The sequence below is a fragment of the Nonlabens xylanidelens genome, assembly GCF_002934445.1.
Classification (GTDB): Bacteria; Bacteroidota; Bacteroidia; order Flavobacteriales; family Flavobacteriaceae; genus Nonlabens; species Nonlabens xylanidelens.
Map to the genome: position 1 here is coordinate 1 of NZ_PTJE01000009.1, position 13,568 is coordinate 13,568.

General features: G+C 35.8%; 15 protein-coding genes. 7 read left to right on the forward strand and 8 right to left on the reverse strand.

The window, feature by feature from the left end; genetic code table 11:
* The first annotated feature begins 192 nt into the window (after positions 1–192).
* Positions 193–609, forward strand: a complete 417-nt coding sequence (locus tag LY01_RS13765; RefSeq protein WP_104516596.1) for a hypothetical protein — start codon at positions 193–195, stop codon at positions 607–609.
* A 99-nt stretch (positions 610–708) separates the two neighbouring features.
* Here LY01_RS13765 and LY01_RS13770 read toward each other — a convergent pair whose 3' ends face one another.
* Entirely contained in the window at positions 709–1,299 is a 591-nt protein-coding gene (locus LY01_RS13770; protein ID WP_104516597.1) for an HD domain-containing protein, read from the reverse strand.
* Between the two features lie 224 nt (positions 1,300–1,523).
* On the opposite strand from LY01_RS13770, the gene meaB reads away from it, so the two are divergent.
* The 4 genes from meaB to LY01_RS13790 all read left to right on the forward strand — a co-directional run bounded on the left by meaB (position 1,524) and on the right by LY01_RS13790 (position 7,710).
* The gene (meaB, locus tag LY01_RS13775; protein ID WP_104516711.1) at positions 1,524–2,537 is read left to right on the forward strand and encodes a methylmalonyl Co-A mutase-associated GTPase MeaB; all 1,014 of its coding nucleotides are present in this window, start codon (positions 1,524–1,526) and stop codon (positions 2,535–2,537) included.
* A gap of 102 nt (positions 2,538–2,639) precedes the next feature.
* Positions 2,640–3,098, forward strand: a complete 459-nt coding sequence (locus LY01_RS13780) for a GNAT family N-acetyltransferase (protein WP_104516598.1) — start codon at positions 2,640–2,642, stop codon at positions 3,096–3,098.
* Positions 3,099–3,151: 53 nt separating this feature from the next.
* Positions 3,152–5,014 carry a M1 family metallopeptidase gene (locus LY01_RS13785; protein WP_104516599.1) on the forward strand — a complete coding sequence of 621 codons (1,863 nt, stop codon included), beginning with the start codon at positions 3,152–3,154 and terminating at the stop codon, positions 5,012–5,014.
* Positions 5,015–5,409: 395 nt separating this feature from the next.
* Complete coding sequence (locus LY01_RS13790; RefSeq protein ID WP_104516600.1) at positions 5,410–7,710, forward strand: acyl-CoA dehydrogenase family protein; 2,301 nt, start codon at positions 5,410–5,412, stop codon at positions 7,708–7,710.
* A 76-nt stretch (positions 7,711–7,786) separates the two neighbouring features.
* Here the strand turns inward: LY01_RS13790 and LY01_RS13795 are convergent, their stop codons facing one another.
* The 6 genes from LY01_RS13795 to LY01_RS13820 form a co-directional block, all read right to left on the reverse strand.
* Positions 7,787–8,527: an SCO family protein gene (locus LY01_RS13795; RefSeq protein WP_245890750.1), complete on the reverse strand. Its 741-nt coding sequence runs from the start codon at positions 8,525–8,527 to the stop codon at positions 7,787–7,789.
* Entirely contained in the window at positions 8,436–8,957 is a 522-nt protein-coding gene (locus LY01_RS13800; RefSeq protein ID WP_104516602.1) for a toxin-antitoxin system YwqK family antitoxin, read from the reverse strand. The genes LY01_RS13795 and LY01_RS13800 overlap by 92 nt, the downstream gene beginning before the upstream one ends.
* Positions 8,958–9,009: 52 nt before the next feature.
* The gene (locus LY01_RS13805) at positions 9,010–9,867 is read right to left on the reverse strand and encodes a YHYH protein (RefSeq protein ID WP_104516603.1); all 858 of its coding nucleotides are present in this window, start codon (positions 9,865–9,867) and stop codon (positions 9,010–9,012) included.
* Positions 9,868–9,961: 94 nt separating this feature from the next.
* Positions 9,962–10,411: an OsmC family protein gene (locus LY01_RS13810; RefSeq protein ID WP_104516604.1), complete on the reverse strand. Its 450-nt coding sequence runs from the start codon at positions 10,409–10,411 to the stop codon at positions 9,962–9,964.
* A 6-nt stretch (positions 10,412–10,417) separates the two neighbouring features.
* Complete coding sequence (locus tag LY01_RS13815; RefSeq protein WP_104516605.1) at positions 10,418–10,996, reverse strand: phosphatase PAP2 family protein; 579 nt, start codon at positions 10,994–10,996, stop codon at positions 10,418–10,420.
* Positions 10,997–11,224, reverse strand: coding sequence for a hypothetical protein (locus LY01_RS13820; RefSeq protein ID WP_104516606.1), 228 nt, complete (start codon positions 11,222–11,224; stop codon positions 10,997–10,999).
* A 142-nt stretch (positions 11,225–11,366) separates the two neighbouring features.
* On the opposite strand from LY01_RS13820, the gene lptB reads away from it, so the two are divergent.
* The gene (gene lptB / locus LY01_RS13825; RefSeq protein ID WP_104516607.1) at positions 11,367–12,113 is read left to right on the forward strand and encodes an LPS export ABC transporter ATP-binding protein; all 747 of its coding nucleotides are present in this window, start codon (positions 11,367–11,369) and stop codon (positions 12,111–12,113) included.
* A 33-nt stretch (positions 12,114–12,146) separates the two neighbouring features.
* Positions 12,147–12,743, forward strand: coding sequence for an acyl carrier protein (locus tag LY01_RS13830; RefSeq protein WP_104516608.1), 597 nt, complete (start codon positions 12,147–12,149; stop codon positions 12,741–12,743).
* Here LY01_RS13830 and LY01_RS13835 read toward each other — a convergent pair whose 3' ends face one another.
* A complete protein-coding gene (locus LY01_RS13835; RefSeq protein ID WP_104516609.1) occupies positions 12,744–13,508 on the reverse strand; it encodes a CDP-alcohol phosphatidyltransferase family protein in 765 nt (254 codons plus the stop codon). It abuts the gene before it with no gap.
* Positions 13,509–13,568: the final 60 nt, after the last annotated feature.

The following is a 13,568-nucleotide window of genomic DNA, read 5'->3' on the forward strand; positions in this document are numbered from 1 at the left end:
GCAAATTATCCGGGACTAAGGCGAGGAGCCATTGAAACTCAAGATACTCAAAAGCTCCTTTCCTTAGACAAGGAAAGGTGGGCAAAATGAGCGGTAGCGAGTTTTGGTCGGAAAGGATCGACGCGATGTTTGAAATGAATCATAAACCATAAAGAAGAAAAGAGCTATTTTTAAATCCTGAAACCAATTAATATGAAACCTCTTTTCAAGAATATAATAGCCGTTATCGCTGGCTGGCTAACAGGTAGTGCCGTAAACATGGGCTTCATTACTTTAGGTCACAGCATCTACCCTATAGAAGGTTTAGATCCTAACGACATGGAGGCTTTTGCACAAGTTATGCCTACTCTAGATGCTCAATATTTTACATTTCCATTTCTAGCACACGCACTAGGCACGCTGGTAGGTGCTATCATTGCAGCACTTATCGCGGCAAATCATAAAATGAAATTTGCTCTAGCCATTGGTGTTTTGTTCTTATTGGGTGGTATTGCCATAAACATTATGTTGCCTGGACCGCTATGGTTTACTGCGCTAGATATAATAATTGCTTACATTCCTATGGCATTTATAGGTGGCAAAATAGCTTTAAGTTTTACTAAAAATTAATAACACAACTCTTATGAAGAAAAGGATGGTTGTGATCTCGCTTTCGCGAAAGCGGAATCTAAAAAACTCTTTTAAATCTGTAAAATCTAATTACTTAGATCAAGCAAATTTTTCTTTCAACTTAGAAATATTACAAGCCAATTTAGGAGTAAACTGTGACTGTGCATAATGGGTATAGAAATGATGATTTTCTAGAAAGGACAGATTTAAATCTAACCATTCTTTATCTGTAAAATCTAAAGACATCGTGTGCTGCCACTCTGCACGTAAACTGCTGTTTAAATCCATAAAATTTACACTACCTAAATGACTTAAATCAGAATCACACATGATTTTTTCTAGGTGATTTTGAGGAGTCTGCGGTAGTTTAGTCACTTTAATTAAATTCTTTATGGTAAGGATTTTATCTTCTGGATAATCATGCTTTTTGAGAAATCTCTCGGCAAATGTGCAACTCAACTCTTCGTGACCTTCTATAGTTATCGCGTTACCTGTATCATGAAAATAGGCAGCAATAATCAGTAACTCTCTAGAGGTGTTATCCATTTCTTCTTGCTGTGCAATTAGAGAGCAAGCAAGAGCGACATTGCGAGTATGCAACCAGTTATGAAAAGAATAGTTTTTACAATGACTATTCTCGATAAGGTTTTTACAATACTCTTTTACTATTTCAATTAATTGATCATTCATAAAAATGTACTTTATAAATTGGCCTCATCAATTATGAATAATAAGACCACAATTTTAACGGCCGTTAAAGTCATATATTATTTAAAATGGTGGATTTTATCGTAAGAATTTACGCTGTAATATTCAAGTGCCTATAAGTATTGTATAGAAATTTTAAAGTGCGTCATTTAATTTTATAACTTCACTTAAATTTGTTAATCAATCAGCCTTTAAACACCACCGACTTGTCTCAAAATCCTCATATCAATCCTAATTTAAAACGTAAGAAAGAAGCGGTAAATGTGAATCGCCTTTTTAACGACCTACATTCAGGACAGGTAAGCGCATTGAGTCGTGCGATAACTCTAGTGGAGAGTACAGCTGGTAGTGATTCCGCTTTCGCGAAAGCAATAATTAAGCAAGCTCTACCCTACTCAGGAAACTCCTTTAGATTAGGAATTACCGGTGTGCCAGGTGTGGGAAAATCTACCTTTATAGAATCGCTAGGAAGACAGCTCATAGAACACGGCAAGAAAGTAGCCGTGCTCGCCATAGATCCATCCAGTAACATCTCACGAGGCAGTATTCTAGGCGATAAAACTAGAATGGAAGAACTGGTTAAAAGTGACCAAGCCTTTATCAGACCGAGTCCAGCCGGTACCACATTAGGCGGCGTGGCACGCAAAACACGTGAGGCGATCATCTTATGTGAGGCCGCAGGATACGACTTTATCATAGTAGAAACCGTAGGTGTAGGACAAAGCGAGACCGCAGTCCACTCCATGACCGATTTCTTTTTACTCCTAAAACTGGCAGGCGCTGGAGACGACTTACAAGGCATCAAACGCGGCATCATGGAAATGGCAGACGCCATAATCATCAACAAAGCCGATGGCGATAACCAACTAGCCGCAAAACACGCTAGACGCGAATTCAAAAATGCGGTACATTTAATGCCTAGCAAAGATCACGGCTGGCCTACACAAGTATTGACTTGTAGTGGTTTAAATAGCGTTGGAATAACAGAAGTCATAGAAGAAATCAACAACTACAAAGCACACGCAACCGATAACCAAAGCTTTACCAAAAAACGCAACGCACAAGAACTCTACTGGTTCCATCAGACCATAGAAGACGCCATTAAAACCAACTTCTACAACCAACCAGAAGTGATCGCAAAACTAGTAGTTCTAGAAAAAGAGGTTTTGAATAAAGTGAAAAGTCCTTTTGATGCTGCTGGAGAATTGCTGGAAATTTAGAATCGCATATTACTTTTAGGAAAACCAGATTACGCGTAAAAACCATTCTCAAATACTACCTACCTTTGATATGTAAAAATAATAACCTAAACATTTAACTAAATGGTAATAGATATACGTGCAGCTCTAGAAACAGAAATTGAAACTCTATTAAGTTTTGAAGAAGGAATTATAGTCGCTGAAAGACCCTATGATAATACATTAAAGGAAGGAGAGATTCATTATTATAACCTTATAGAACTTATAAAAAGTAATGATGCTGAAGTATTAGTGGCAACCGTTAATGACGAAATAGTAGGTTCTGGTTATGCTAAAATTCTAAAAGGCCAACCTTACCAAAAACACAGTGAATATGCTTATTTAGGTTTTATGTATGTAAAGCCTGAATTTCGCAATCAAGGTGTTAATCAAAAAGTGGTAAAACAACTTATTGAATGGGCTAAAGATAGAAACCTGACAGAAGTACGTTTAGAAGTCTATGATGAAAACTCCATAGCAAAAAACGCATATCTTAAAGCAGGCTTTAAACCTAACTTAGTCGAAATGCGTGTAGAAATATAAAAGAAACAACTAACTCTTCTTTCCTTAATTTAGTCGTTATAAAATCACTTCAAATGAAAAACCTTTTCCTACTAGCCATAATAAGTATATCTATTCTCACCAGCTGTCAAGATAAAAAACAATCCATAGAAGTCATCAAGGAAGCAAAAACCTATCTAGAAGAATCCCATTCCTACGCACAACCTAATGATGCGGTAATTACTCATCTAGATTTAGACATCAATGTAGATTTTGAGACGCAAGTTATTAGTGGTACCGCTACTTATGATATTGTAAATAACGGTAGTGAGCAAATCATTCTAGACAGTAAATTCTTAGAAATTGAAAGTGTTACTCAAAATGGTGAAGAAACTGAGTTTGAATTAGGTGATTTTGATGAATCATTAGGGCAACCGTTAACCGTTGTTATTAAAGAAGACACTAAACAAATTGCTGTCACCTACTCTACCACGGCAAAAACAGAAGCCTTACAATGGCTCAACGCTCAACAAACAGCAGATAAGACGAATCCGTTTTTATTCACACAAGGACAAGCGATTTTAACTAGAACGTGGATACCTATTCAGGACAGTCCGCAAATACGTATTACTTATGATGCGACTGTAAAAGTTCCTAAAGAACTTATGGCAGTTATGAGTGCTGAGAATCCTAAGGAGAAAATAGCAGATGGCGTTTACAAATTCAAAATGGAACAACCTATTCCGGCATACCTCATCGCTCTTGCCGTTGGTGATATTGAATACAAAGCGATAAGCAAACGTACTGGTGTTTATGCGGAGAAATCCATGCTAGACAAAGTACACGAAGAGTTTTCTGATATGGAAAAAATGGTTGTTGCAGCAGAGAATTTATACGGTGCTTATGATTGGGAACAGTTTGATGTGATCGTGTTGCCACCTAGTTTTCCTTTCGGTGGTATGGAAAATCCGCGATTGACCTTTGCGACTCCTACGGTTATTGCAGGCGATAAAAGTTTGACATCGCTGGTGGCGCATGAGTTGGCGCATTCGTGGTCCGGTAATTTGGTGACCAACGCCACTTGGAACGACTTCTGGCTCAATGAAGGTTTTACCGTTTATTTTGAAACTAGAATTATGGAAGCGCTTTACGGTAAGGACCGAGCTAATATGCTTGCATTAATAGGTCGTCAAGATCTTGAAGATGAGTTAGAAGCATTGAGCGAGTCACCTAATGACACAAAGTTAAAACTAGATCTAAAAGGCCGCAATCCAGATGATGGTATGAACAGCATCGCTTATGATAAAGGGTATTTATTTTTAAGAACTTTAGAAGAAAAAGTAGGCCGTGAAAAAATGGATGCATTCTTAAAAGCATATTTTAAGAAAAATGCATTCTCCACTACAAATACAGAAGACTTTATCACCTACCTCAACGAAAATTTACTGGAGAAAAACAACGTTACTTTCAATACTGAGGAATGGATTTACCAGCCTGGTGTGCCAGAAAATGCAGCAATCATAGAGTCTGATGCGTTTTCTAATGTAGAAATTACACTAGAGCAGTTCTTAGAAACAAATAAAATAGACACTGCCGTAACACAAAACTGGACACCACAAGAATGGGTGCATTTTGTACGCAATTTTCCTCCAGGAATAACTTTAGAGCAAATGAAACAACTGGACGACACCTTTGATTTTACCAACTCTAGCAATTCATATATCAGTATGGTATGGTTTGAACAGTCTATTTTAAACGGTTATGATGGTAATAAAGTTGATTCTAAAATTTCAGAATTCTTGAATACAGTAGGAAGACGTTGGTATGTTACTACTCTTTTTAACGCTTTCGCGAAAGCGGACAGAATAGACGAAGCCCTAGAAATTTACAAAACCGCTAGAGGCAACTATCACAGTGTGACCGCAAATACAGTTGATGAGATGTTGGGGTACAAATAGTTCATTTCCAAATTCACTATTTATTCTAACAGCTCATTTTCTAATTTAAGGAAAGGAGGACAAAACAAGCGGTAGCGAGTTTTGGTCGGATAGGTTGATATGGTGTTGGTAATTAAATCTAAGCTTTTCTTTATACAAGCATCCTTCAACCACTCCTGATTGCATCACGGCTGCTGCCGCGAGGCCAATCTGTCCTCGCACATCCCAGAAATTTGCTCAAGTAAATTATCAGGGACTAAGGCGAGGAGCATCTGGTATTCTTGATACTTATAAGATCCTTTCCATAGGTGAGAAAAGAACTCAATTCATAGAATACGTTAAATATTGGTTCATAATTAATTTTTAAAGTATCTTTTATCATTCTTAAATCGCATTGATCATTTAAAATAAAAAGCATGTCAGTTTCCATACAAGATCCCTTATTACCATTCTTACCTTTATTATATATCGCCTGGGCTGATGGTGTTCTGGAAGAGACCGAAATAAATTTTATCAATAAAAAGATTAATGAGAACAAAACCATAAAACCAGAAACCAAAGATATGGTTTGTAAATGGTTGAATCCTCAAAATCCACCATCTGCTAGAGTACTGGCTTATTGGAAAAACTACATAAAACAAAATGCAGATCTTTTAAATCCATCTGAAAAATCAGATTTATTTTCCATTGGTGCACAACTTGCAAAGAAGGAAGACACAGAGGATTGGGTAAATGATGAAACTAAAGAATCGCTCCATTTAATAGAAGATTATCTGGGAATAGTAAGTCGTGAAGCACTGCGATCTGTTTATGAAAACGATCCTGTCACCTCAACATACTTACCTACAGAAAACTTATCTGAAAAGGCATATTCTAAACCTTTAAAAGCTCTTTTACAACATGGTTATCCGGACATTAAATCTAGAGTCCAAAGTATTCTTGACCCTCATAAAGAAGCTATAGAAAGTTATGACGACGATTTAAAAACGCGCAAAGAAAAAGTACTAAAATGGTGTAAAGAACTAGCAAACGCAGGTTTAGGAAACCTAGCCTATCCGCCAGCTTATGGTGGATCTGGTTCTATGCCAAAATACGCTGCTGTTTTTGAAGAGGTATCTAAGTATGATTTGAGTCTAACAATCAAGTTTGGAGTTCATTTTGGATTATTCGGTGGTAGTGTAGAATCTTTAGGTACTAAAATCCATCATGATAAGTATTTAAAAGATATAGGTACGATGGCATTACCAGGTTGTTTTGCCATGACTGAAATGCACCATGGTAGTAATGTAAAAGCATTACAGACCACAGCTATTTATCAACCAGATGATAAGACCTTTATCATTAATACTCCATCACAATACGATAGAAAAACATACATAGGTAATGCTGGCATGCATGCTCAAATGGCAACCGTGTTTGCTCAACTTATAGTGAATGAAGAAGAGCACGGTATTCATGCCTTTTTAGTGCCTATTAGAGATAGTAAAGGAAATACCTTAGATAATATTACAATAGGTGATAATGGTCATAAGATGGGATTAAATGGTGTGGATAATGGTACATTACATTTCAACTCTGTAAAAATTCCAAAAGAAAATTTGCTGAATAAATTTGGTGATGTGGACGAAGACGGTAAATACAACAGCCCTATAAGCAGTTCTTCAAAACGTTTCTTTACCATGCTAGGAACTCTAGTGGGTGGTAGACTTTGTGTCCCTATTGCAGGACAATCTGCTGCAAAAAAAGCTTTGAATATGGCTGTTTATTTTGCACTAGAACGCAAACAATTCGGACCACCAGGGAAAGAAGAGCAATCTGTTATGGATTATCCTACACATCAAAAGAAATTGATGCCGTTAATTGCAAATGTCTTTGCTTATGACTTTGCTCATGATTTCTTATTAAATGATTATTCAAATAATAAAGAAGCAGATAGCCAGCAAGTAGAAGCACTTGCAGCAGGATTAAAAGCACTGAGCACATGGAACACTACAGAAACTATACAGATATGTAGAGAATCTTGTGGAGGAAAAGGCTATTTAAGTGAAATGTATTTTGATCTACTTAAAGCAGATACAGACATATTTACCACATTTGAAGGAGATAATACCGTGTTGTTACAACTAACAGCTAAAAGTCGTTTGACCTATTTTAAAAAGCAATTTGGTAAAATGGACTGGTGGGATACTCTCAAATATATATCTAGTATTGCTTCCACTAATTTGAGTGAGTTGAATCCTCTCGTGACTAGAGACACGTCTGAAGATCATTTATTAAGCGACGATTTTCAGATCGATGCCTTTACGTATCGAGAAGAATTCTCATTACGCACACTTGCTATGCGATTAAATAAGAAAATTAAAAATGGAATGGATAGTTATGACGCCTTCCTAGATGTTCAAGTACATTTAATTGATATGGCGAGCGCCTATATAGATCGAGTTGTTCTAGAACGATTTATTGTTACTATCGATGAACAAAAGGACGATAGTGTTAAAGAAGTACTCACATCACTTAAAAACCTATATGCTTTACACCTAATTGAGAAAAATAAAGGCTGGTACTTAGAACATGATTACATATCAGGATCAAAGTCGTTGGCCATAAATAAGCTTGTTGCAAAGCTTTGTAAAGAGTTAAAAGAAGAAAGTCAGCAGTTAGTAGATGCCTTTGATATACCTAGACACATGACAAAAACAGCTTTGAAGTTTTATTAAAATCTAAAAATCCATCTTTAAAAACGAGATTCAAATCCTGTTTTTAAAGATGGTTTTTATAATCAAAATAATATTATTATTCGTTTTGCAACGTCTTTACATCTGCTATAAGATGGTTTATAGATGTGGTATTTAGACCATTATAAATACCTCGTATATGTCGGTTTTTATCTACTAGAATAAAGTTCTCTGTATGTAAAAAATCATCATTACTTTTTATTTCTCCCAGATCTTCTTCTACAAAGTATTCATTTCTTCCTAGATTATAAATGACTTCTTTATCACCAGTAACAAGATGCCATTTATTAGGATTCACCTTTTTTCTTTCCGCATATTTTTGTAAAACCTCTGGCGTATCAAAATCTGGAGTTACAGAATGAGAAAGTAACATGACATCTTCACTTTGTAAAAACTCCTCTTGAATAAGAGTCATATTTTCGGCCATTTTAGGACATATACCTGGACATACTGTAAAAAAGAAATCTGTGATATAGATTTTATTATCAAAGGTCTTATTAGTAACGATTTCCCCATTTTGATTAGTCAACTCAAAATCAGGAATTTTATGAAAATCTTTTAGAGAATCGCTATCACTAGAAAACCATTGTGGAGTAAAACTAGCCTCACCATAATATGGCAGTGCCTCTACTCTACTTTCATTTTTTTGTATTCTTAATGTCGTTGTTTTTTCAGGTTCTGTTTTACAACTAGAAATAAATAAAACACTACAAAGTATCAGACACCACAGACTGGTTCTCGAGGTTAAAGCAAAGAGTTGCTCTTTTAAGACCAAAGATTCTGCCATTTTTTGCTTCATAATTATTGTAGATTTTTCCGTTTTCGCGATAAGCGGTTTGCATACCATCTTCACGTCCATTAAGTAGATTCATTTCTTTAAAAATAGAACCAGACTTGTAATATTGAGTCTGTTTACCTTGTGCTATACCATTTTCAAATAAAGCTACAGATCTTAAATTCCCATTGCTCCACCACGATCTAGTGGTTCCATCTTGTAAACCGTCTTTATAATTAGATTCAAAACTGAGCAACCCTGTTTCAAACCACTTTTTATAAATTCCATTACGTTTACCATTAAGGTAGGCGATCTTCTCTGCCATGAAATCATTATTATAATGTTGCACTGCATATCCTGTAAAGGGCTGCTCATTAATAAGAAGAAGCCCTTCATTAGGTTTTAAAGTCAATTCCTTTTTATCCACTTCTACCAGCTGTATTGAATTCTCCATTTGAGAATCATTTTTACAACCTATCGTTAAAGCGATAATAAATAAGAATATACTACTGTATGTTATTTGCTGTACCTTGATAATCTCCTGGGAATATGATGTAATACTGACTTAAATATAACTCGTTTTGAATGTGGTAATGATACTCTGCAGTAGTTGCGTGCTGCGTTGTAGATGTATGACCGCCAGACGCATCAAGATCTGTAGGATATGTACCTGTAGAGTTACATTTTCTACCGTAGATAAAGAAACCATCAGATATAATACCTATCAATGCATCATCATCATCAGAAAAAGCCTTAGGTTCTAAATGGTAATGATAACTCTGTGGACCTGTGTGTGCAGCTGTATAATCTAGAGAACCTACTGCATTATCAAGAGGTACATTAGGACCTTCTTCATCATTATAAATAACAGAACCACTTACAGCAATTCCTATAGCACCTAATCCTGTAGCAGATGAACTAGAAGCTAACGCTGGAGATGCAGGAACCGTTAATGTGTAAGAACCATTAAAATCGTCAATATTACCAGGTGCCATTTCTGCCTCACTAGTTACAGTAGGGTCTACATATAATACGTGATCTGTAGCCGCTGGCCCAGTTACTACCACGTTTCCATCTGGACCTGTTAAAGAACGTGTGTTTGTATTAGACCAGTATGGAGAAGTATGATTAGGCAAACCGTTAGTTTCTATAACAAAATTAGAACCACTTACCATCGCTGTCACATTATTAGAATCAAAGTCTGTAAAGGCAGCGTGTAATTCTGTAGTGGCAACACCACCGTCATCATCTGTAGGAGTGCCTGATGACGCATCGTCGTCAGACCCACATGAAGTTAATAGAGCTCCTGAAGTTAACCCTAGTACTAGTAGGTTCAACATTAATTTTTTTGAAAGTAATTTCATAGTCAATAATTTTAAGTGAAAGAGGTACTTCCCGTACGTCATTAAACAATTAGACTTACAAAATACATAAAGGTTTAATTAATTCTTAAATAAATTATAAAATATTAATCTTAACAGTTATTTTAATCTTAAAATTAATAGAATTTGCAATAAAACAAAGTTGGTGTGCTTTTTCATGCAAGCTTATCGCTAGAGATTTTTGATCGCTATTTTTAATAGTAACTACAGGATTTAACTGGACTGTTTTAAAACCGCCACTAGCATCAGGATGTAACTCGAGTATTCCATTTGCTGTGTCTTTATAGCCCATAATTTCTATCCCTTCCTGCTGGCATACATAGAAGTAAGACATCATATGACAGGAAGAAAGTGCGCTAAGTAGTAAATCTTCTGGATTACGTTTATCTGGCTCGCCTTTAAATTCTCTAGCGGCGCTGACGTTTATACTCTCCTTTCCATCAATTGTAGAAGTATGAGTTTTAGGATTAACAAATTGATTTTTTTGCCATTGGGTATGGACTTCAAAATGAAATTCCTTTTTCATCTATTTTTAAATTATCGTTGTAGATATTCCGTATCTCGCTTTCGCGAAAGCGTAAAACCAGACAAAAATTAAACCTAAAATAAGCCCCATAAAAGCGCCCATAAGCACATCTCCTAAATAGTGAACCCCTAGGTAGACACGGCTATAGGCTACTAATACTGACCAGACGATCATAACTATACCTATCGTTTTATGTTTTCTCTTTAATAGAAACCACAAGAATGTGGCTAGCGCAACGGCGCTGCTGGCATGACCACTATAAAACCCATAAGTACCGCCACTCTTACCTACTTTAGAAATAAGTCCTTCTAATGCTGGCTCTCTAAAAGGGCGGAATCTTTCCATGCTGTCTTTAAAGAAACTAGCTAGTTGATCGCTACAGGTTATTAGTAACGCTATAGCTATTAATGCAATAACTAGATTGCGTGTACCCAGTTTCTTATATAAAATATATAAAACAAAGAGATATAAAGGAATCGCGTACAGCTTATGGGTGATAACGTTGAAGAATAAATCTACAGCATCATTACCCCAGTCGTTAAGAAAAAGTGTCGCGTCCCAGTCTAATTGTTTGATATCTTCCATTTACTTTTCGTAAAGTTCCATTTGCTCATCATAGAATCTGCTCGCTTCTTCGATAAGATTTTTAGTTTCTTCTTCTAGCTCCTCAGCATCTTCTTTAGTCACCTCTTCTAGAAACTCTACCTCATCATCTTTAAGGTTGATGATAAATCTTGGGTAATCTAGGTGAATGACAAAAATATCTTCAGGATAATGAACGTTATCGCCCATAAGAAATCTAGGAAGTTCCATTAGTTGTTTTTATTAGGTAAAAATATCGTTTTAGTATCGATTAATCTCTTTTAAAACCAGCTTTACCTTATTTAATGATGCAATCTAATAAATTCTGAATATAGAATTCACTATATAGAATTGAAAAAACTAAATTTGTTCCATGCGAAAGAAACTAAGAGCTGATAATTTACAGAAATCCTATAAAGGTCGTCCGGTAGTTAAGGGCGTGTCTTATGAAGTGAATCAAGGAGAAATAGTAGGATTATTAGGACCTAACGGTGCTGGTAAAACCACTTCTTTTTACATGACAGTAGGACTGGTAAAACCTACTGGTGGTGACGTGTGGCTGGACGATAAAAAAATCACACAATACCCTATGTACAAACGTGCGCAAAATGGTATAGGTTATCTAGCACAAGAGGCTTCTATCTTTAGAAAATTAACCGTAGAAGAAAATATACTAGGTGTATTACAACTGACTGACCTTTCTAAGAAAGAACAAAAAGAACGTTGTGAAAAACTTCTAGAAGAATTTAGTTTGCAAGACCGTCGCAATAGAAATGGTGATTTATTAAGTGGTGGTGAGCGACGCCGTACAGAAATAGCTCGCGCGCTAGCAACAGACCCTACTTTTATATTACTAGATGAGCCGTTTGCAGGTGTAGATCCAGTTGCGGTAGAAGACATACAGAGAATAGTTGCACAACTGACTAAGAAAAACATAGGTATTCTTATTACTGACCATAACGTGCAAGAAACGCTCGCTATTACTGACCGCACGTACTTAATGTTTGAAGGTAAAATACTAAAACACGGTTCTCCAGAAGAACTTGCTGAAGATGAAGTGGTACGTAGAGTTTATTTAGGACAGAATTTTGAATTGAGAAAGAAGAAGATTTTTGAGTAGAAATCATTTGTTTGAAAAATCTAATATTTAAGTATGGGCCTAGATTCTGTTGAATTATTAGTTACTGTTGAGAGAAAATTTAAGATTGAAATACCGAACCAGGAAAGTGAAAGAATAAATACAGTACAAGAATTTGTAAATTCCGTATTTGATAAAATTAATATCGCTACAATAAATGAAGAGTCAATCAAAGAAAATGTTTTTTTAAGGCTTATAAAATGTCTAAATCAATTGGGGATTTCATGTTCTCCATTGGATGGTAATATTCTTATTAAAGATTTATTTATAACATCTCACTTGCATGACCTTTGGACACGTTTACAGTTTTCCCTCGAATTATTTCTACCAGCATTATCCGATAATGACATAGATCCAAATCTAGATACACACGTAAAAATTTTCGGCTTTAAAACTATTAAACGCAATCAACCTATAACATCTGGGACTTTAAATCAATTAGTGGATTGGATTATTTCTATAAATTTTGAAAGTCTTATTAATTTCAATTCTATCTCCAATCTATATGAGATAGAAAGAACCATTTGCGGTTTAATAAATAGAAATATCGGAATACCAATTAACGAGATTGAAATGCATCACTCAATAAATGCTGACTTAGGAATAGATTGATTATTGATTTGCCTTCTTCTTACTCATCACATTATTCACCACACTCATCAAAATATAAATGACAATAATGCAAGGCACTGCATAAATTTGAAGCGTTGCTATCAATGTAATACACAAAGCGATAAAAATCCAGCGTATTTCATTTCCTTTCCAGCCGAAGCTTTTAAACTTTAAAGCAAATAGAGGCAATTCTGCATTAAGAATATAAACACTGAAAAGAGTGATAATGGTTAATACATAAGGATTAGTCAGCGCCTCTGTAACCCAGCCAGCGTTATAATCTTGTGCGATAATACCTAATGAAATAATCAAAATCGCATTTGCCGGTGTCGGTACTCCTATAAAAGAATCAGTCTGTCTGGTATCTATATTGAATTTGGCCAGTCGGTAACAACTACCTAAAGTGATTAAAAAACCTATTACTGGCACAAATGGATGTGCATACCACTGCTCTGGTGATGGTGCCTCAAAACTTGTTATCGTATTTGTCAGGTTATATCCTACAGCATCGCTCAACATTTGATACATGACTATTCCTGGTACAAGACCACTAGTAACCATATCTGCAAGAGAGTCCAGTTGTTTACCTAGCTCGCTAGAAACGTGGAGCAATCTCGCGGCAAGACCATCAAAAAAGTCAAAAAATATTCCAGCTGCTACAAAAATCCCAGCCAGAATAAGCTGGTCATTAAACGCATAAATAGCTCCTATACATCCACAAAGCAGATTCAATAATGTAATAATATTAGGTACCCAATTCTTCATGATACAAATATGCAGTTTTTTACTGATGTGTTTTGCCTACTTTTGAGGCAATATCCACAG